The organism is Streptomyces olindensis (assembly GCF_040645895.1).
Lineage (GTDB): Bacteria > Actinomycetota > Actinomycetes > Streptomycetales > Streptomycetaceae > Streptomyces > Streptomyces olindensis.
The window spans coordinates 1-19,746 of sequence record NZ_JBEYZD010000081.1 but is presented as its reverse complement, the minus strand read 5'-3'; the positions used below and the strand labels follow the sequence as shown (position 1 = coordinate 19,746).

The 19,746-nt window shown below is 69.5% G+C and carries 18 protein-coding genes; 7 read left to right on the top strand and 11 right to left on the bottom strand.

The features are described 5' to 3' along the window. Window positions 1-37: 37 nt before the first annotated feature. Window positions 38-610, bottom strand: a complete 573-nt coding sequence (locus ABZ948_RS34780; RefSeq protein ID WP_359766435.1) for a DUF6415 family natural product biosynthesis protein — start codon at window positions 608-610, stop codon at window positions 38-40. Continuing rightward, on the bottom strand, window positions 607-1,194 hold the full coding sequence (locus tag ABZ948_RS34775; RefSeq protein ID WP_359766433.1) for a hypothetical protein: 588 nt from the start codon (window positions 1,192-1,194) through the stop codon (window positions 607-609). Before ABZ948_RS34775 ends, ABZ948_RS34780 begins: the two co-directional genes overlap by 4 nt. A 132-nt stretch (window positions 1,195-1,326) precedes the next feature. Here ABZ948_RS34775 and ABZ948_RS34770 point away from each other — a divergent pair, with 132 nt between their 5' ends. Next, window positions 1,327-2,070, top strand: coding sequence for an XRE family transcriptional regulator (locus ABZ948_RS34770; RefSeq protein ID WP_359766431.1), 744 nt, complete (start codon window positions 1,327-1,329; stop codon window positions 2,068-2,070). Continuing rightward, window positions 2,070-2,540 carry an NUDIX hydrolase gene (locus ABZ948_RS34765; RefSeq protein ID WP_359766429.1) on the top strand — a complete coding sequence of 157 codons (471 nt, stop codon included), beginning with the start codon at window positions 2,070-2,072 and terminating at the stop codon, window positions 2,538-2,540. The genes ABZ948_RS34770 and ABZ948_RS34765 overlap by 1 nt, the downstream gene beginning before the upstream one ends. A 590-nt stretch (window positions 2,541-3,130) precedes the next feature. Here the strand turns inward: ABZ948_RS34765 and ABZ948_RS34760 are convergent. Continuing rightward, entirely contained in the window at window positions 3,131-5,065 is a 1,935-nt protein-coding gene (locus ABZ948_RS34760) for a hypothetical protein (protein WP_359766428.1), read from the bottom strand. A gap of 891 nt (window positions 5,066-5,956) precedes the next feature. Between ABZ948_RS34760 and ABZ948_RS34755 the strand changes: the two genes are divergently transcribed. The 5 genes from ABZ948_RS34755 to ABZ948_RS34735 all read left to right on the top strand — a co-directional run bounded on the left by ABZ948_RS34755 (window position 5,957) and on the right by ABZ948_RS34735 (window position 9,591). Continuing rightward, entirely contained in the window at window positions 5,957-6,208 is a 252-nt protein-coding gene (locus ABZ948_RS34755) for a hypothetical protein (RefSeq protein ID WP_359766426.1), read from the top strand. Window positions 6,209-6,795: 587 nt separating this feature from the next. After that, window positions 6,796-6,942, top strand: coding sequence for a lasso RiPP family leader peptide-containing protein (locus tag ABZ948_RS34750; RefSeq protein WP_359766425.1), 147 nt, complete (start codon window positions 6,796-6,798; stop codon window positions 6,940-6,942). A 12-nt stretch (window positions 6,943-6,954) separates the two neighbouring features. Beyond that, entirely contained in the window at window positions 6,955-8,901 is a 1,947-nt protein-coding gene (locus ABZ948_RS34745) for an asparagine synthase-related protein (protein WP_359766424.1), read from the top strand. Further along, the gene (locus ABZ948_RS34740; RefSeq protein WP_435857728.1) at window positions 8,882-9,139 is read left to right on the top strand and encodes a lasso peptide biosynthesis PqqD family chaperone; all 258 of its coding nucleotides are present in this window, start codon (window positions 8,882-8,884) and stop codon (window positions 9,137-9,139) included. The genes ABZ948_RS34745 and ABZ948_RS34740 overlap by 20 nt, the downstream gene beginning before the upstream one ends. Then, window positions 9,136-9,591: a lasso peptide biosynthesis B2 protein gene (locus ABZ948_RS34735; RefSeq protein ID WP_435857727.1), complete on the top strand. Its 456-nt coding sequence runs from the start codon at window positions 9,136-9,138 to the stop codon at window positions 9,589-9,591. The genes ABZ948_RS34740 and ABZ948_RS34735 overlap by 4 nt, the downstream gene beginning before the upstream one ends. Before the next feature lie 21 nt (window positions 9,592-9,612). Here the strand turns inward: ABZ948_RS34735 and ABZ948_RS34730 are convergent, their stop codons facing one another. The 8 genes from ABZ948_RS34730 to ABZ948_RS34695 form a co-directional block, all read right to left on the bottom strand. Beyond that, a complete protein-coding gene (locus tag ABZ948_RS34730) occupies window positions 9,613-9,951 on the bottom strand; it encodes a Pepco domain-containing protein (protein ID WP_359766422.1) in 339 nt (112 codons plus the stop codon). Next, complete coding sequence (locus tag ABZ948_RS34725; RefSeq protein ID WP_359766420.1) at window positions 9,932-11,194, bottom strand: CHAT domain-containing protein; 1,263 nt, start codon at window positions 11,192-11,194, stop codon at window positions 9,932-9,934. The genes ABZ948_RS34730 and ABZ948_RS34725 overlap by 20 nt, the downstream gene beginning before the upstream one ends. Next, window positions 11,191-13,746 carry a hypothetical protein gene (locus tag ABZ948_RS34720; RefSeq protein WP_359766418.1) on the bottom strand — a complete coding sequence of 852 codons (2,556 nt, stop codon included), beginning with the start codon at window positions 13,744-13,746 and terminating at the stop codon, window positions 11,191-11,193. Before ABZ948_RS34720 ends, ABZ948_RS34725 begins: the two co-directional genes overlap by 4 nt. 89 nt (window positions 13,747-13,835) lie before the next feature. Then, a complete protein-coding gene (locus ABZ948_RS34715) occupies window positions 13,836-15,458 on the bottom strand; it encodes an amino acid ABC transporter substrate-binding protein (protein WP_359766416.1) in 1,623 nt (540 codons plus the stop codon). A 5-nt stretch (window positions 15,459-15,463) separates the two neighbouring features. After that, window positions 15,464-17,635: an amino acid adenylation domain-containing protein gene (locus ABZ948_RS34710; protein ID WP_359766414.1), complete on the bottom strand. Its 2,172-nt coding sequence runs from the start codon at window positions 17,633-17,635 to the stop codon at window positions 15,464-15,466. 132 nt (window positions 17,636-17,767) lie between these two features. Continuing rightward, complete coding sequence (locus ABZ948_RS34705) at window positions 17,768-18,235, bottom strand: MSMEG_6728 family protein (protein ID WP_359766412.1); 468 nt, start codon at window positions 18,233-18,235, stop codon at window positions 17,768-17,770. Window positions 18,236-18,251: 16 nt separating this feature from the next. After that, a complete protein-coding gene (locus ABZ948_RS34700) occupies window positions 18,252-18,707 on the bottom strand; it encodes a DUF4383 domain-containing protein (protein ID WP_359766410.1) in 456 nt (151 codons plus the stop codon). Window positions 18,708-18,720: 13 nt separating this feature from the next. Then, window positions 18,721-19,746 (bottom strand): SpoIIE family protein phosphatase (locus tag ABZ948_RS34695; RefSeq protein WP_359766408.1); only part of this gene is annotated, 1,026 nt, incomplete at its 5' end.

Here is a 19,746-nt window from a genome sequence, read left to right as displayed (position 1 = left end):
CCACCGTTCGCGGTGGGGCCCTTCGACGTTGTCCGTCTCACATTCCGTCTCGGTCAGGCCTCCGCCCCCCGGTGACCGTTTCCGACGCGGGAACGGGAACGTGCCCACGCCGTGCCTGCCGGTACTCCGCGTACAGCCGGTCGGCGGTCTCGCAGGTGCCGATGGCCTCACCGTCATCGTTCACGGTCCGGCAGGCCGGGCACTCGGGGCAGTGCAGCAGCATGCGCAGGTACGCGGCCCGCTCGGGACCGCTCGGGCACTGATGGTCCCCGTTCTCGTAGTGATCGCACAGGGCGATGACCGAGCGGGCGAGGACTTGCGCGTGGGCGATCCGGGCGGAAGGGGTGGGGCCGGCTTCCGCCCGCAGCCGCAAGCGCCCCTCCCCGATACAGAAGAAGGCACAGATCCCCGGCGCGTCGCCCTCGGAGGGGGCTGGCTCTTCCGTCTCGATCTCGGTGATGACGAGCATCAGGTGTCCGCGTAGCTGGAGCGTGAGCGTCTCCGATTCCCCGAGGGAGAGCGCCTCGGCATCCGCCGCCAGCACGCGCTCCGCGCAGGCGCGCATCACTTCGAGGTCCAACGGCAGAGCCTCGGTCGCGGGCGCGGTCACGACTCGTCCTCGTCCGTCGCCGAGTCGCCCTGCATCACCAGCGCCAGCACGTCGCCGGGCCTGCACAGGCGACCGGGACGGACCATGGGGACCATCCAGTACGAGGTTTGCCTCCGCTCGTCCCGCTCAGTGCGATCGGCACGCGGCACGCCCAGGTAGGTGCCCTCCCCCAGGCACTCCGCGACCGGCGCGAGCCAGGCCTGTGCGGTACCGGGCGGCACGAGGGCGTAGTAGCGCCGGAATGCCGGGGCGTGGATGACCGGGCCACCACCGAGGTGCTGAGCGAGCCGTTCACTCAGGACAGACGACTCATCGCTTCCAGCAGCACAGTGCACGATCTGCTCAGGAAGACGGACCGCCTCAAAGAGGCTCCCCAGCGGGATCAGCGCAAGCCTCGCGGCGCTGCCCCACTCGCTGCGTGCCGTATCCGGCGACGGGTGGGCGGAGGCCAGCCAGCCCTCGACGCTTGCGCGGGGCGGCGGCGTGGACAGGAGTGTCAGGATCGCCGCCGGGGTCACAGTCTCTGCCATGTCGATCTGCGCTCTCAGGATGTAGCCATTCCCCGGAACCGCATCAGCGACCACCGAGGATTTCCTCTCCCGATCGTTGTGCGGATGCCTGGGACGGAGGAACCTCTCCCAAAAGCCACTTCGGGACGTCCCTCAGGCGGTAGAACGTCCTTGGAAGCGTCCCGACGTACCGCGGGGGATCTCGAGATGCCGAATGAGAGGCTGCGGGCCGTCATGGCGGCCGGGGATTGGACCTGCGAGTCCCTGGCAGAGAAGGCAGAGGTGGACCCCAAGTCCGTGGAGCGGTGGGTGAATCTGGGACGCGTACCCCGGCGCCGCACCGCCCACAAGGCCGCCGAAGCCTTGAGGGAGGACGTCTATGCCCTGTGGCCGGCGCTGCGGCAGGCGAAGGCAGCGCGGGCGGTGAGTCCTGAACTGGTCGCCTTGTACGGACACCGGGCGGACGTGCCGGTGTCCGCATTCATCGATCTTCTCGCCTCGGCACGTGAGCGCATTGACGTCCTGGTGTACGCGGCGGTGTTCCTGCACGAGGCGTACCCCCGGCTCAATGAGCTGCTGCGGGAGCGGGCAGAAGCCGGCTGCACCATCCGCATCGCATTAGGAGACGCAAACTCCCCGAACATCCAACAGCGGGGCCGAGAAGAGAAGTTCGGCCACGGCATCGAATCGCGATGCCGACTGGCAGTCATGCACTGTCAGCCGTTGATCGGGGTAGCCGGTGTGGAGGTACGCACGCATGGGACGACCCTCTACAACAGCCTTTACCGTGCGGATGATCAGGCGCTCGTCAACGCCCACCTGTTCGGCGTGAACGCCTATGCCGCCCCGGTGTGGCATCTGCGCAGAAGCGACGACGGCGGCATGTTCGACACGTACGCCGCCAGCTTCGACGCCGTGTGGGGGACCGCCCGGCCAGTGGAGAGGACCTAGTGGCCCGGACCGAGTACTACGACGACCCCGAGGCCCCGGAACCGAACAGCCTCGTCGTGGCAGCCACGGCGGTTGTCACCGACGGCCAGGGGCACATCCTGCTCCAACGCCGCAGGGACAACGACCTGTGGGCCCTGCCCGGCGGCGGCATGGACATGAGCGACTCCCTCCCCGGCTGCGCAATCCGTGAGGTCAAGGAGGAAACGGGCTACGACATCGAGATCACGGGACTAGTCGGAACCTACACGGACCCCCGGCATGTGATCGCCTACAGCGACGGCGAGGTGCGCCGCCAATTCAACATCTGTTTCCGGGCCCGCATCGTCGGAGGCGAGCTGACCATCTCCGGCGAGTCCACGGAGGCGCGGTTCGTCGACCCCTCGGAACTGGACGCACTCCCCATGCACCACACCCAGCGTCTGAGGCTTCGCCACTTCCTGGAAAACCGTCCGGCGCCCTACTTGGGGTAGGACCAGGCCGTACACCGTCTCAAGTCCGTTCGAAATGCCGGCTGCAGACGCACCTAACCGCGGAAGCCGCCACAACTCCAGCACCACCAGGACAGCCCGGTATCGCTGCTCGACAACTGACAACTCCGCCAGCGCCAATCCCGGCCTTCCCACACACGCTGCAACGACGCGCACAGAGAAGCCGAACACAGCCACTGTCAAGCATCTACCGGGATCGGACAGACCGTGCAGACCGACTGAGTTACAACTTTCTCTACGGGTTCAAGTCGGCTCGCTCCGCTCCCCGCGCGCGGCCCGGCCCCCGGCCGGGCCTGCGCTCCTGTCTCCGCCCCGCTCCAGCCCGGCCGGCGCCCGTGCCGCGCTCATAGCAATCAGCCGCCTGATGCTAGAGAAGGGATGCGTCGTGGCTGGGGCGGTCGGCTCCACGGCTTTACGGAGCCACTTTGGCGCGAGCCTCGAAGATCATGGCCTCAACGTCGTGCTTTACCGGGCAGGTCAACAGACTGCCCGACGCGCCGGAAGCTTACGGGGCCATGATCACTCGCGCCAAAGCAGCGCCACCCCAAAGCCGCTACGCCGACCTTGTCGTTCTAGTCTTCCCGCCTCCTGGCATCAATTCTTCTACGCACGTCCTCAATACTGCGGCTCAACGCAGAGGAGACAGAAGGCCAGTCGAAACCCCCTACAGGACGAGGCGCCTCTTCCCAACTAGTATCCAAATAGCCTACGAAGTGAGCCGCCCTATCTAGCCTATCTTCGATATTCCAGACATCAGTGATGATCTCCCTGAATCCCTCATCAAGGATAGGCGTATCAACCACTACAGCATCAACGTAGACGAATTCCGTGACCAGCTTCCTCAGAATGTAGGCACCCCTCTGCGTAATTCGGAGCCGAGTTGGCGCCTCCTCGTCCGCCATCGCGAAGTCACAGAGTTTCGCCCGTTCTGCGCGAGCAAAGGCAGAACTGATCTGCAAGTCCCGGTATCCCAGCGACTGCAGATAAGAGAAAACCTCGGTCTGCAAAACATAACCCGCCTCAGATTTAGGGCTTTGAGATGATCTCAAGCAGTAGTCAATCATGTGAGGCATGAGGAAATGCTCTGAGCTATTCAACGAGATTACGTCGAACATGTTCGCTACGAAAGAATTCTCCGGAGAGTAGTGCTCATTATCGCCATAGATCACCGCACGAAGAAACTCATGCAGTGGAATAAAATACTTCCCTGTTCTAATCTTGATTTCAAGAATTTTTCCGGTATCCACATGGCCGCTACCAACAAAAATCGTCAGCAGGTCGAGAGCATCTCGAACGTTGCCAGCACTAACGTTATCGATGCACTCGGCAAGAGAGGAATTACGCTCGATCGAGTCGACGATTACCTCAATGTACTCGCGCAACATGTGACTTTCGACGGATACGCCCTCCCCTGAAAGAGTTAGCCCTCCGTCGCGCAACTGTTCTAGTGCGAACTCAAGTCGCTTTTGCACCACCAAGTCGATGCGTGGAGGCGAGATGGTGAAAACGCGGTTCTGATACGCGCTAAGAGAGCCCTGTCTCCGGCTCTTGTTGTAAGTGGAAGGCCGCAAAGTAACGAAGCAAGTGACTGGCCAGGTCTCTGCCATGCTCTGAGCGATAAGGAACACTTCTTCCTGGAAGTCATCTTGCCTCTGGTCGATATTATCCAAAAAGATGACGACGGTTCTGCGCTCGCCAGAAGTAAGATGCTCGATAGCGTTTTTGAGATGCCCGCTCTTATTTTCGATCTTCGCTGCTAGGAGTTCCACCTCCTTAAGGCGATAGGCCACTGGGTCCTCCTCGCGCAGGAACCCGTAGATACCGTCTCGCAGGGCTAGCAAGTCTCCATGATAAATACCGCGAACGAAACTGTCACTTGTGAGGTTTACCTGATGATCGTCACGAAGTTGACGCTCGAAAGAATCCAGTACGTAGTTTTGCAGGTCGGTGCGCAAGGCTGGCTCTCTACCGAAGTCCACGTAGAGAACGATTCCCCGCTTGAGTTCTTCACTCGCCTCGACCGATACTAGGTTCTTAATAAAGCTTGTTTTACCGACACCCACATCCCCGAGGAGAATTACGGGCCTCTTCGTTACACTCTTCGCCAACACGGCATTGAGAAGGTCCTTCGAAACCCCCTTTTTGTCACTTGCTGACGTGACAGTCTTTTTCATTCCCTGGCCGGACGCAGCGTAGCGATTTTTGAGAATCTCTTTGCTGATTAGGGCGTATTGAGAGAGAGCGCCACTGCTGCAGTAACACTTTTCGATGAACTCATCTTTGAAATCTTCGTCTTTTACAAGATCCTGCAGAAAGATCTCACCGAGGGTCCTAAGTTCGTGTTCGAGTTCATTCCTCTTTTTGACTCCTGGATAGCGCAAAAGTCGACTGGAGAGTTTCTCCGGAGGGGGCGCCAATGCCTCCTTAGTCACACGACTCTCAAGATGCCTACGCTCGATCGCAGGGTAAGATAGACAGTTCCAGAGCGTCTGGAAGTCATCCCTCATTTCGGCGAGGCTGCGAAAAATGATTGCGCGCCCTTGAGTCGGTGGAACGCCGTCGATGCGACTTCCGATAAAAGCAACTAGTTGGTGCCCGTTACTGGCTACGGCTACCGGAACTCCTCGACTAGTGCAGTACCCGCCAACTTGCTTGAGAGCAGCGTCAAGGTTTCCATTATTCCGAGCTAGAGAAGGTAGCGACACTTCTCTCGTTTTGGCTTCTACTGGCAACTCGAAATAGACGCCCTCCTTCTTAGCCTCCCAAATCATCTGCCGCTTAGGCAGGCCGAGAACATAGTCAGCGTACAAGCCGCCATGGCTTTCCTCGGGCGTACATTGATCCTTGGGCCACTGCAAAGCGTCAAAAACAATGCGATCAATGAGATGCATGCGCGTGGTCGCCTCATTACGACCCCTAGAGCCGTCATCAGAGGCCGCCAAGTCTGAAATTACATCGAATCCAATTTCGTACTTTGACGCAGACACGCCTCATCCCCCTGTGCTCAAAGCCTAGATGCGTCATGGTAGCCAGTCATGAGTGCTTCGCACCCTCTTCGCACAAAAATGATCCGCCCTTCTTCGCCGGTCCTGCAATCTGAGAGATCATTGAACTGGTACAGCCGAACGCCCAGCTCAGCAGCCCTACCCGAACCAAAAGATCGCAGCTTCCCAAGCTGAGAGCCTTGAGAACTGGCCGCTCCGGAGTTCTACCCACGGGTCTGCCGTCGCGGCTCGTGCTGATCAACGACCCTGGCAGCGCGGCTGAGGCCGGTGGCCGTGCAGCAAGGCACCCACGCGTTATGCCAGTTAGCTGACCTCCCGCTGTGGCTGACTGCCATCGGCCGAGGCCCACGGGAGTGCGGTTCTCGACCAAGGCACGAGGGTAGTGACGTCGACGTGAGCGATGACCACAAGGAAGAGCTACGCAGTCTCGTCAGCCACTTGGGCGCCGGCATCCGTGACACGCACTACCGACCCGCGTACGACGCAGCCGCGAACGTCTGCTCCGGCATCTTCGACACGATCCCCATAGAACTCCACGACGTCGTACACGAGGCGGTCATGGCCGGATACGCAGCCGCGCTGAGCGACCTGGAGGAAGGCAAGCTGGACGACCATGTTCGAGAACGGTCCGAGATCATCGAGTGACGCTTCGCGTCGCGGGCCGTCTCAGTTTCCGTCTCATTCAGCCTCGTTCACGGTCGTTCAGACGAGACTCGGAGCCGTCCGCACGCCAGTGGCCAACCGTCGATGAACCCAGGTGAACGGCCCCGAACGACGCCCAAGATCCCACCAACACAGTTGGAAAGCGTGTTGGGGCAACCCCTCACAAGTTCGAATCTCGTATCCTCCGCAGTCGCCTGAACTGGCGAAACGAAGGGCCCCGCTGATCTTCAGTGGGGTCCTTTGTTGTTGCCCTCTGCCGCTGTGCTCGGCTTCCACCTCTTGATCGATGACGCGGCAGCATGCGCACTCGGGCGGCTGTGTGCCCGGTCGCGCGCAAGCCGGCGTTTTGAGCCGCTGGTGTCCGGCACCACCGCTGGCGCGCCGGGTGGGTTGTTGTGTCGTGGTCTTCGTTCCGTGAGCCGGTGGTGCACGTCCCGGCGCGTGTTGCCGGGTGTCGGCCTGCTGGTTCCTTCCCGTGGGTGGATTAGTCCGGCGTTGCTGGCTGTGGGGTACACGCGTCTGTCAACTTGCTGGCGGGGGGCGGGAGTTCCGCCTTCAGGTGACCGGAGGTGATCGCTGTGCAGGAGACGTCGCAGGGCTTCGAGACCGTGGATGTGTACGAGCCGCCGCTGCTGGCTGAGGTCGGGCAGTACGCCGAGCTGACCCAGGGCGAATTCGGGGACTGGCCCGACTTCCCGGTCGGCCTTTGGCTCTGATGATCCCGGCGGGTGCCGGTCCTGGCCGTGAGGGCCTGGGCCGGCACCCGGTGCCATGCCGCCACGCTGCACTCGTCCCCCACCCTGGAGATGTCGATGGGCGCCACGCCGGCCTGCTGGTTCGTTGTCCTTCCGGACCGGGATCTCTCACCCGGTCTTCTCGATCGGCTGCGGAATCTCGCCGGCGACCCGGCCGTGCTCCGTATCGAGCCGCATGCTTCCGGTCGTCCGTGGCTGGTCGGTTGCTGGCCGGACGGGGAGCTGACTGCCTGCGCCGTCGGTGACGTGCGTCTGGCGGTCGCCGGGACGTGTTCGCTGACGCCCGCCGAGCTGGCCGCGCGAGCCCGGCGGATCAGTGACATCGCGCATGTCGAGCCGGTGCTTTCGGATGCCTGTGGTTGCTTCCACGTCCTCGCGTCCGTCGCGGGGCACACGTACGTGCGGGGCAGCTTCTCCGGACAGCGCAGGGTGTACCGGGCCGAGGCCGGCGGCGCCACGGTCTGCGCCGACCAGGCCCGCGTCCTCGCCCGGCTGACCGCGGCGGAGCTGGACACCGCGCAGCTGGCGCTGCGGCTCACCGGTGACACCGTTCCGCACCCGCTCGCCTGGGGTGCGCTGTGGCGCGGCGTGCAGGCCGTGCTGCCCGGCACCGCCCTGGAGCTGGCGCCCGGCGGCGAGGCGCGCTCCCGGCGCTGGTGGCAGCCGCCGGCGGCCGAGCTGCCCCTGGACGAGGCCGCGGTCGGGCTGCGGAAGGCACTTGAGCGGGCGGTCGCGGTACGGGTCCGACCGGACGAGGTGCTGGGCGCGGACCTGTCCGGCGGCATGGACTCGACTTCACTGTGCTTCCTGGCGGCACGGGCGGGCGCCCGGCTGGTCGCCGTCACCCTGGACGCGGGCGCGCCCACCAACGAAGACCGCCTCTACGCCACCCGGGCCGCCGGGCACCTGCCCCGCACCGAGCATCTGGTGTTCGACGCGGCCGATGTGCCCGCCCACTTCAGCGGGCTGGACGAGCGCGTGGATCTGGGCGACGAGCCGTCCGCGATCGTGCGTACGCGGGTGGAGCAGCGGTACCTGGCCGAGCAGATGCGGGCGCGCGGGGCCCGGCTGCGGTTGTCCGGCTTCGGCGGGGACCAGGTCATCCAGTCACAACCCTCCTACGTGCATGATCTGCTGCGCCGCTCACCCGCTGTCGGCCTGCGCCACGCGGCCGGGTGGCGCGCGCGGCACCGTCGGCCCCTCGGGGCGATCACAAGGGCGCTGCTCGACCGGGGCTCGTACGCTGCCTGGCTCACCGAGGCCGCCGGATCGCTGCGCACGCCCGCGACGGGAGACGACCTGCGCTGGGGGCTGCGCCCGTGTCTACCGCCCTGGGCGAGCGAGCAGACCGTACAGCTGTGCGGTGAGCGGCTGCTCGGCGCGGCCCGGGACGCCACCGAGCCGCTGCACCGCGAACGCGGGCGGCACGCCTGGCTCGCCGCCGCGCAGCGTGGGGGTCGGCTCGCCGGCCACCTGGCCCACTGCGGGCAGCTCGACGGACTGGCGTTCCAGAGCCCGTTCTGCGACGACGCCGTGATCGCTGCCGCGCTCGCCGCCCGCCCGCACGAGGCCGCGAGCCCCTGGTCCTACAAACCGCTCCTCGCCGCCGCCATGCACGGCGTGGTGCCCGAGACCATCCTGCGCCGCACCACCAAGGACCACTTCGGATACGAATGGCAGAACGGCCTGCGCCGCAACCGTCACGCTCTCGCGGCCTGGGCCGAGGACTCCCGCCTGGTGGCCGCCGGACTGGCCGACGAAGACGCGCTGCGCCGCGCCCTGCTCTCGCCCCAGCTGCTGATCGGCGGGACCGCGGAACTCGAAACCACGCTCGGAGTGGAGGCGTGGCTGCGCGGCCTGGAGCAGCGGCACACCCCGGACGGCACGAGGGAGATGAACAGTGCACCGACTGCGCGCTGATGTGACCGCCTGCGCCACTGACGACGGCATGGTCCTGCTCGATGAACGCGCCGGGCGCTACTGGCAATTGAACGGCACCGGCGCCCTCGTCGTGAAGGCGCTGCTGGACGGTGCCACGCCCGAGCAGGCCGCCGAACGGCTCGCCGCCACCCGCCCGGTCACCCCCGAGCGCGCCACCGCCGACGTCACGGCACTGGTCGCCCACCTCGTGGAAGAGAGGCTGGTGTCCGACTCGTGAGCCAGATCCTGGACGCCGACGGCTCCCGTCCCGGGCTCGGCACCCGGCTCGCCGCCCACACCGCCGTGGCCGCCGCCCGGCTCCTCGCCCGGCTGCCACCGCGCCGGATCCGTGCCGTACTGGGCCTGGCCCGGCGAGGAGCCCGGCCCGCCCGCTTCGACGAGGCCCTGCGGGCACGGCGGGAGGTGACAGCCGTCAGCACGCTGTGCGCGGGCCGCTACTGCCTCCCACGCTCCCTGGCGACCGCCCTGCTGTGCCGGATGCGCGGCCACTGGCCCACCTGGTGCAGCGGGGTACGCACGTCACCGTTCGGGGCGCACGCCTGGGTGGAGGCCGAGGGCAGACCTGTCGGCGAACCCCAGGACACCGCCACCTACCGGCCTATGGTCACTGTCCCGCACACAACTGTCCCGCACACATCGGCGAACCAGGCGCCAGGCCCTGGTGAATGAGGCAGACCCCGTGCCCATGTGTCAGCCCCGGGTGAACGTGAACGTGATGCCCGCCCGACCCGACAGTTCGCCGCCCGAGCCGAGCAGGGACACCGTCCCCTTCGCGCTCACCTCCGCGCTGAACGTCACCTCGTTCAGCTGGAACTCGCCCGCGCGCTCCGGCAGGGAGGCGATGACGTCCTGCATCGTCGTGACGAAGTCGGAGAGGCGGGTGCGGAGTTCCTCGGCCGGGATCTCCGTGCGGGCGGCGCGCCACTCCTCGAGGCGGCGGAGGGGCAGCCGGTCGGCGCGGCCCTGGTCGGTGTCCTCCAGGCCGAGGACGCTGATCGTCTTCGTGGTGTCAGGGGTGGGCTGAGGCACGGGGTGTCTCCTCGGGAGTCGGGTGGACGTGGAGGCCGGGGTCGGCGTACGCGGCGTACGTGAGGCCGAGCGGGTTGCGGAGCGTGTAGAGGAGGTGCCGGCGGGACTCCAGGAGTGCCCTGCCCAGCGGGATCCTGCGGATGAGGAAGCGCTCGTACAGCGCCTTGGAGAACGCGGCGGCGACGTCGTCGGGGATCTCGGTCTCGGTGCCGATGAAGCCGCGGTTGCCGTTCATGAGGAAGAGGTACGGGAACGACGGGGCTCCCGGCGCCCGCATCCGGCCCGAGCCGCAGGCGTTCATCATCACCAGCGGCAGGTCGAAGTCGCGCAGGTCCCGGTCGGCGCCGAGGGCGACGAGGTCCGCTCCTAGGGCGCCGAGCGTGGTGCGCGAGTGGTGTCCCGCCCCGCTGAGTTCGATCTCGGACGCGAGGGTGTCGTCGGAGCGCGTGTAGCAGTGGCAGGCGAAGTGCTGGACCTGGTCGGGAAGTTCGCGGCGGGTGCCGTCGAGGAGGAGCCGGGGGTCGAAGATCTGCTCGGCCAGGCCGGGTGCGCGTTCCGCGCCGTCGGGGTACGGGCCTTCCAGGTCGACGTGCGCGCTTCCGGCGTCGCTGAACCAGGCCAGTTCCTCGACTGCGCCTTCGAGGTGCTCGTAGTACAGGTAGCGGGCGGGGACCCGGCCGTGCGGGCCGGTGTGCAGGGCGAGGCCGCCGTGGACCGGGGCGGGCAGCATGGCGCGGCGCACCACGCACGAGAAGCCGACGAGGGTGCGGCAGGCGGTGATGAAGTCGCCCGGGGTCTCGACGGGCGCGCCCGGGAACATCCGGAACAGCGGCAGGAACTCCAGGGGCAGGAAGCCGTCCCGGCCGCCGACGCACTCGACGAGCGGGGGCGGCAGTTCCGGGTTCATGCCGTACGGCAGGGCCCTGTTCCAGAACGTCTGGAGTTCCTTGAGGACGGCCTGCTGTCCGCCGAACAGGATGAAGAGCAGGGTGCGGCCGAGACCGTGCAGGCTCTGGAAGACCCGGTTGAGGTCCTTGTCCTCGACGTCGTACGCGGTGAGTTCGTCCTTGAGGCGGGTCAGCCCCCTGTCCAGTTCCTGGCGGACCCTGAGCAGCGCGTCGCCGCCGACCAGGGTGGCGCGTACGGGCGCGACGCCCGGACGCCCGGCGGTGAACTCCAGGCGGGTCGCCTCGTCGGTGGTCAGGACGCGCACACGGACGTCCGGGGGCCGTGCTTCGCTCATGCGTCGTCCGTCGCCCCGGCCGGGGCCCGCACCTCTACCTTGAGGGCGACGACCTGGACGAGGTGGCCCGCCTGGTACAGCTGGAACCACACCTCGTGGCCGCCCTCCTCCTCGGGCAGCCGGAACTCGAAGGCCGTCTGCTGCTCGTTCTCGACGAGGAGGTTCCTGCGCTGGGGCAGGGGCGTGAGCGTCGAGCTGTCGGCCATGGCGTCGAAGGACACCGTGCGGGTGTCCCGGCCGCCCTCGACGCGGACCGGCTCGAAGACGAAGAAGTCCCGGCCCGGCGGGCTCTGGACGACCGGCGGGAGGTCACGGGCGCGCGGGTCGCGCACGACGGAGACGAACAGTTTCACCCGCTGCCCCGCGGGGGCCGTGACCGTGCCGCGCTCGGCCCGTACGTCCTGCTGGCCGCGGTCCAGCTCGATCGCGAGATAGCCGGTGAAGTTCGACAGGGAGGGGCCGGTCACGGACTCCTTCACCGAGGAATGGATCGCGTCTCGGACGTCCCCCTCGAACTGCCGGTGGAGTTCCGTCAGATGTTTCCTCAGGTCGGCCTTCAGGCCCTCGCCCACGGGACCGGCCGTCCGGCGGGCGATCTCCCGAGCGAGCATGTCCAAGTCGAGCTTGCCGGCGGTGGCGCCGGCCGGGAACCGCGGGCCGAGTGCCGCGTACTCTTCCCGGACCGCCTGACGTACGTCGGCGCGTACGCCCTCCCGCACCCGTTGCGCCACGAGGGCGGCGAGTTCGTCGAGCCGGGCTCCCTGGGGAAGCTCCGGCTCCTCCGGCCGGTGCCGGCCGGACCGGTCGGGGGGCTCGTCGCCGCTCAGCACGGCGGCCAGCCGGATCATGTACTGGTCCGAGGGGTTCGCCGGCAGGGTGATGTGCAGGCGCTTCGCCAGGTCGTACCGGTAGACCTCGACCGCGTGCGCCTTGGCCTCGTACACCTCGGCCAGCAGCCTGCGCGCCTGCACCAGCGCGACCGCCGCCAGGAGCAGCGGCCCCCAGACGAGCGCGACGGGCCGCCAGTCCGTGTAGCGGAACCCGCCCAGGCCGGTGAGCGCGACGAGCAGCCAGACACCCGACGTGCACAGGGCGGCGGCGATGGTGATCCGCCAGACGAGGACGCCCCGTTCCCGCCGCCACAGCTGTCGGCCGACCTCGTCGGGGACGACCATGGCGATCCGCGGCCAGATCTCGTCGATGGCGAGGCCGGTGGAGAGGGCCGTACGCCGGTCGAGTTCGGTCACGGCGGCGGAGCGGAGGGGCTGGGCGAGACGCTGCCACCAAGTGGGGGCGCTGCCCGGATAAGGGTCCAGATCGCGCAGGCGGCGCTCCCAGGCCCGCTCGCGCTCCCACTGCTGCTCCCACTCCCACTGCCGCTCGTGCGCCCAGGCCCGCCACCGCTCCCAGTCCCGCCCTCCCTCCGGGGGCGACGACAACCCGGGCGTCCCGTAGCCGTCCGGACGACCCCAAGGCCCGGCCTCCTCCTGCGTCACCACGCGCACCCGCCGGGCCAGGTCGGCCGCCCAGGCCCCGGCCCGCCGGGCGCCCGTCCACAGCAGTACGGCGTACTGCGCCACCAGCAGAACGGCACCGGCCACGGCCAGCCAGCCGACCCGCAGCAGCCGCTCGTCCGGATCCGCCCCGCTCCACGGCTCCCCCTGCGCCATCGCCCACGCCAGGCTGCCCAGCGGAACGAGGATCCCGGCGAGCTGCGCCCCGGGCGAAGCCGTCCGGCCTCCGACCTGGGCGGACCGCCGGGGGACGGCCGAGGCGAGGGACAGCACCCCGACGACGAGCAGCGGGCCGCCCACCGCGACACCGCCCGCCCACCACGCGGCGGCGGTCTCGCCCCGCAGCGCGAACCGCGCCACCACACCGCCGACGCCCAGGACCGCGGCGGCCCCGGACACCTTCAGATACCGGTCCTCGGCCGACCAGTCCTGCGAGTCGGACAGCCAGAAGCCCGCGGCCAGCGCCGCCATCGCGGCTCCCAGGGCCCAGGCCGCCCACAGGGGGCCGTCGGCCGCGAAACGGGCGGTGAGCCAGGCGCCGCACGCCTCGGCCAGGACGAGGGCGGCGATGGCGAGCGGATTGTCGGACGGGGTCTGGCCTGCGGCCGAGCCGTAGCGGGCGCCGACCTTGGCGGTGTGCCAGGACGCGACGCCGGTCAGCGCCACGAGCAGGGCTCCGGACGCCCAGGCGGTCGCGAACTCCTCACCGCGGGTCAGTCTCGCGGTGATCAGGGTCAGCTCGGCCACCAGGGCCGTCGCCAGGATCCCGGTCGTGTTCAGGTGCAGCTTCCGGGTTTCACCCAGACGCGTGGACTGGCCGAGGGACCGGCGAGCGCGCCGGACGCGGGCGACGGCCGCCTCGGCGCACCACACGGCGGCCGCCGCGAGCACCAGCCAGCCGCCGAGCAGCCACGGACCGCCCGCCGTAACGCGGGCCACGGGAGCGAGGACGGCAGCCGCGCCGCCCGCCGTGACCAGCACCGTCGCGGCCGTCGCGAGGAGGGCGAGACCCCGCGTGGTGCCCGTGCTCCTCGCCATCACACCCCTGTCGGCCGCTCCCGGTACAACAACTCATCGCCCAGTATGGCCAGTTGCCATGGCGCCCGCGACGCCCCGGACGAGGGTGCTCACGGCGTGCTGCTGGGGATCACGCAGTTCTTCGGCTGGGGGCGGCCCGTGGGCCAGCCCAGGCCGACGAACTTGAGGGTGCCGTCGCCCTTCGTGCCCGGGTCCAGTTCCACGATCGCGACCGGTTTGTCGTAGGCGTTGCCGCCGGTGGTCAGGCAGATCAGGCCGCTGGTGCCCGCGACGCGGTGGCGGGACTGGAGGAGGGACCACTGGCGGCCGACGTCCTCGCGGGAGGGGACCGTCGTCTCGGGGGCGCCCTGCTGGGCCTGGTGGAGGGCCTTGCCGATGGTGAGGAGCCCGTCGTGGACGAGCATCGTGCGGGAGTCGTCCAGGTTCGGGGTGCCGCCGAGGTCGATGCCCTCGGCCTCCGTCGCGATGATCTGGCGGCGCAGGGTGTCCAGGGCGGCCTTCGGTTCGGTGAGGTACTGGGGGAGGTCCCGCTCGGCCGGTTCCCGGTCGTGGGTCGCCCGCCACTTCTTCGACCAGGCGGCCAGCTCGGTGGCCCAGGCGGCGGGGTGCGCGGGGGCCGCGTACTGGACCGTGACCTTCGCCCTGCCGTCGTCGCCGCGGAGCTTCGCCCAGTCCTGCTCCGTCATGTCCTGGCGCAGCGAGGCCGCGTCGGAGCCGCTGACGATCGTGTAGTGCCGGCCCTCGCAGCCCACCTGGGCGAGCTTGAGGGCGAAGATGCGCAGGTGGAGGGTGCGGCCCGCGAAGTAGACGGTGTCCGCCTCGGAGTCGCAGATGTTGTTGGCGGTCTGCGTGAACTGGTTGCCGGTCGAGCCCGCCTCGTCGATGGACGGGGACTCGAAGGACATCGCGGCGGGGCCGGCCGGGCCCTTCTCCCTGATCCTGCTGAAGGCCCTCGCGAGCGACTCGTTGTAGCCGTCGGGGCGTTTGTCGTAGACCAGGACCGTCCTGAGGTTCTGACGGCCCCGTTCGCCGTTGAAGCCGGCCAGGGCCTGGGCCGCGTCGTTGTTGGTGGGCAGGATGCGGGCGAGGCCCGGGAAGCGCAGCTCGGCCATGCCGTCGGCCTGGTCCTTGTTGGCGATCCGGTCTCCGCTGATGCGGGCGGCCAGCACCGGGATCCGGTTCTCGGTGAGGCGTGCGACGGCCTTCTCCGTGGCGGCGAGGCTCAGGTTGAAGCCGGTGACCGCGCGCAGCCGGTCCTCGGGCGAGGCGGCCATCCGCAGCAGGGTGTCGACGACCTCCGCCTGCCGGCCGTAGTCCTGCCCGGGGTTGGCCAGCACCAGCCGGATCCTGGGCGGTTCGCCCTCACCGGAGTTGGCCTGCCGCTGCCCGAGGTACGCGCCCTGGAGGTCGCTGCGCATCTGCCGGCGCAGCGCCTCGCGGTCCGACTGGAGCGGCAGCATCATCGCCACCGTGACGTGGGGCTGTTTCTCGATCCTGCGGTTCTCGCGTGCGATGGCCCGGGCCACGGGGGCGATCTCCGGGGTGCCGAAGTCGTAGCCGTCGCCGTTGACGCCGACGCACTCGCCCTCGATCCGCTCGACGCCGTCGGCGCAGGTGTCGGGCTTGCGGACGAGGGAGGTGGTGAACGCGATGGCGGCGACGGCGACCACCGCGCCTAAGACCGCGTAGAGGATCTTCTTCCATCTGGGCATGCCCGCTATCTCCTTCGCCGGAGCTGTTCGGTGCAGGTGCAGCGCAGCAGGGGCTGCTCGTTCTCCGCCAGGCCGCTCCAGTCCGTCGCCGTCCTGCTGAGCAGGCCCGCCCCGTCGAAGTCCATGATCGACAGGAGGTCCAGCAGCTTGGCCAGGGTGCGGGCGGTCTCCTTGCCGGTGGGCCGGGTCCGCTCCTCGCACAGCCACACCGCGTGCAGCAGCTGGTCGACCGTGCGGCGCAGCGGCGGGCCGTCCGCCGGGACCAGGCCCTGGGCGCGGTCCCGCCGGGCGTCGGCGCCGCCCGGGTAGGGGGCCTGGGCGATCTCCAGGAGTTCGGCGCACCATTCGCGGGGGCGGCCGGGGAGGGTGGCGGCGAGGTGGCTGACGACGTCGTCGGCGCCGCCGGACACCAGGTGGTGGTTCATCCGGTGGGCGGTGAGGGAGCGGAAGGCGCCGCCCGCCCTGGGGGTGTCCGCGCCGGCCGCGCGCTCGGCGTAGTGGTCGCGCAGCAGGTGGTGGTCGGCGTACCAGGCGGCGCCGTCGGGGCGCAGTCCGTACAGCCGGTGCACCAGCAACTGGCGGAGGCCGAAGTCGCCGATGAAGTGGCGTTCGCAGGTGGGCCAGCCGGTGTCGGTGAGGAGCCGGGAGACGTGGTGGGCGGTCAGGTGGTGCACGTGCCCGGACTGGTGGTGCCGGAGCAGGACGTCCGCGCACTCCGTGTCGTGGGCCACGGACAGATGGGTGAGGAGGTCGAGCCAGTGGGCGTGGTGCTCGGTCGGGAGCCGGACCGGTAACTGGTCCAGGACCAGCTCCCGCAGCAGCACCTCCGCGACGGGGCGTTCGGTGGCGTCGTCGCCGGGCAGCCGCAGCGGGGCGTCCAGGATGTCCCGGTCGTTGGCGTCCGCCGGCATGCGGAAGGCCGCAGCCGCGGCGGCCAGGCGGATCACCGTGTGCGGCCGGCCGCCGCTCAGCCGGGCGACGGCGGCGTCGATGCGGCGGCGGTTGGCGCCGCCCTCCGGCTCGGCGCGCTGCTGTCTTCGCACGGTCTCCCGGCGCAGCTGGTCGCCGGTGAGCAGCGGCATGCGCAGCAGGAGCACGCCGTCGGCGAGCGGGGCCCGGTCCGCGCCCTCGTCGGTGCGCCGCGACCAGGCGGGCGGGGCGCCGTCGGCGGGCCGGTACTCCGCCGGGGGCGTCGCCTCCCGGGGCGGCAGGCCGCCGTGCAGGAAGGCGCCGCCGTCGGACCGGCGGGCCGTGCCCACGACGACGACCCGGTCGCGCTGCCCGCCCCGGCGGTCGGTGAGCACGGCGCGCAGCAGCTGCTCGCCCAGGGGCGCTTCGGCGTGCTCCAGCAGCAGGCCGGGGCGGCCGACCCGGCGCAGCCAGCCGGCCGGTCCGGCGTACGCCGCCTCCAGGTCCTCGCGCAGGGCCCGGAAGAGGAAGCTCTCCGCCACCTCCCGTGCCTCGCCGCCGGCCCGGAAGTCGGCGGCGAGGATGCGCAGCCCGATCCGGGGCTGGCCGGCGGCGCCGGGGTAGGCGCCGTAGATCCGCTCCAGTTCCGCCCTGCCCCGCGGGGCCAGCCGCTCGAAGAGGGCGTCCAGCAGGGCGTTGCTCACGGCCGCCGAGTACGGGTCGAAGGCCTGCCCGGACAGGGTCGTCAGCAGGTTGCGGATGGCGCCGCGCAGCACGCCGCGCCAGAAGTCGCCCGTGGCCAGGCCGCGCAGGCGCTGCTTCTGCGGCAGGTTCTCGTAGCGCTCGGCCTCGGTCGCGACGGCCTCGGGCGTGCCCTCCGCGACGCCGGTCGCGATCACGGCGAGGCCGGTGAAGAGCCGTGGGAAGGCGAACGAGCCGCCCGTGCCCTGCCAGGTGCTCAGCCGCCCGGCGACCTCGACCAGGGCCTCGGTCGTGGCCGAGCGGGCGCCGGGCTCCGGGTCCGCGCGGTCCGCGTACACCGGGGAGGCGCAGTCCAGGTGGATCACCGGCACCTTGGCGGCGAAGCGGTCCCGCACGGCGCGCAGCAGCCGTCCCTTGCCCATGCCCGGGCCGCCGGTGAGCAGCACCACGGGAAGGTCGGGTCCGTACAGCGGGTCCTTGCCCGCGCCCGACGGAGCCCGGCCGAACAGCCGAGCGAAGAAGCCCTCCTCGTCGAGGAGTCTCTCGAAGCCCAGTTCTTCACACACGGACCCCCCATGGAGTGCCTGCCCGCCCGCGGGCGGGTGACCGGTGACCGATGTGCCAGAAAAGATCCAGTGGAACACGGAACCATCCGGTCGACAACGGTGGCCGCATGGGAGGGAGTTGCGAAAACGGGCCTACGGCTCCCGGTCCGACGCCGGCCAGACGTAGGGGAGGTCGTCGGGCACGCCGGGGAAGAGCTCCGCGTACGTGTCGGGGTCCTTGCGGACCAGGGCCGAGCGGTGGCTGCGGTGGAAGCCGGTGTCGCCCAGCCAGGGCGGGAGTTCGCCCTCGGCGGCCAGGACGGACTGCTCCCGCACCGGGGCGTGCGGTCGGGTCGCGGCGAGGTCGGCGACCAGGGTGGCCGCGCAGCTGTCCTGGTGGCCCAGCTCGCGCCAGACGCGGCAGACCTCCAGGCCGTAGCGGACCAGCGCCTCCTCGTACCCGGCCCACATCCGTACGGCCGGGTGCCGGCGCCAGCCGTAGCCGGGCACGATCAGGCCCCGCAGGACCTGCAGCGCCTCGACCCGCTGCTTGCCGAGCCGCCGGCGGTCCAGGGCCAGGGCCGAGTCCCGGAAGCCGGGGTGGGGGAGGAAGGTCTGCACGCCGGTGGCCCGGGACTCAGCGGGTCCGGTGGGTGCGGGTGGTGCGGCGGCTCAGGGCGAGGGCCAGGCCGATCATGCCGACGCCGAGGACGAAGTGGAGCCAGTCGTCCGCCGTGTTGACGGGCACGAAGTTGGCGTCGCTGTCGTGGTCGACGGACAGGCCGTAGACCCACAGCACCAGGTACACGGCACCGCCGACCATCAGGTACGCGTACGCCCCGGCGGCCGTGCGGGCGAGGGCGAGCCCGGCGAGGCCGTAGGCCAGGTGCACGAGGTTGTGCAGGATCGACACCTGGAACACGCCCAGCAGCTCGGCGCCCGACTCGTGGGAGGCGAACTCCATGGAGTCGTAGTCGGTGGTGATGCCGGGGACGAAGCCCAGCAGGCCGACCAGCAGGAAGACGAGGCCGACCAGCGCGGCGGCCTGCTGCACGGGGGCGCGGGCGGCCCGGTGGGAGGTGGGTGTGGTCATGACCGGTGGCTCCTCACGGGAGGGACAGGGACTGTTCCGCCCAGATGGTCTTGCCCGTGGCGCCCTGGCGGGTGCCCCAGCGCTCGGTCAGCTGGGCCACGAGGAGCAGGCCGCGGCCGCCCTCGTCGTAGCTGCGGGCGCGCCGCAGGTGGGGTGCGGTGTTGCCGCCGTCGGAGACCTCGCAGATGAGGGTGGTGTCGTGGATCAGGCGGAGCTGGATCGGCGGCTCGGCGTGCCGGATGGCGTTGGTGACGAGTTCGCTGACGACCAGTTCCGTGACGAAGACGGCGTCGGACAGTCCCCACCTCTCCAGTTGCGCGACCACGTCCTTGCGGGTCTGGGCGACCGCGGAGGGGTCGTCGGGCACCGCCCAGGTGGCGACCTGTTCGGAGTCGAGGGCACGGGTGCGGGCGATGAGCAGGGCCACGTCGTCGGCGGGGCGCCGCGGCAGCAGGTCGGCGAGCACCGTGTCGCAGAGGGCGTCCAGCGAGGGCGCCGGGCGGGCGAGGGCCTCCCGCAGCCGGTGGACGCCGGCGTCGATGTCCCGGTCGCGGTTCTCGACCAGGCCGTTGGTGTAGAGGGCGAGCAGGCTGCCCTCGGGGATCTCGACCTCGGTGGCCTCGTACGGCAGGCCGCCCACGCCGAGCGGGGGCGCGGCCGGGAGCCCGACGAGTTCGACGGTGCCGTCGGGGTTCACCAGGGCGGGGACGGGGTGCCCGGCGCCGGCGAAGCAGCAGCGGCGTGACACGGGGTCGTAGACGGCGTACAGGCAGGTGGCGCCTAGGTCGGCGGAGGTCTCGGGGTAGGCGGCCGTCTCGGGGTAACCGGCGGTCTCCGGGTAACCAGCCGTCTCCGGGTAACCAGCCGTCTCCGGGTAACCAGCCGTCTCCGGGTAGCCGGCCGTCTCCGGGTAGCCGGCCGGCTCCGGGTGCCCGGGGGCCCGCGCGGGTCCAGGAGCCCGCAGCCCCGTCGCCACCAGCAGCATGACCACGAACCCGGCGAGGACCACCATGCCCATCGCGTCCGGCCAGGACATGCG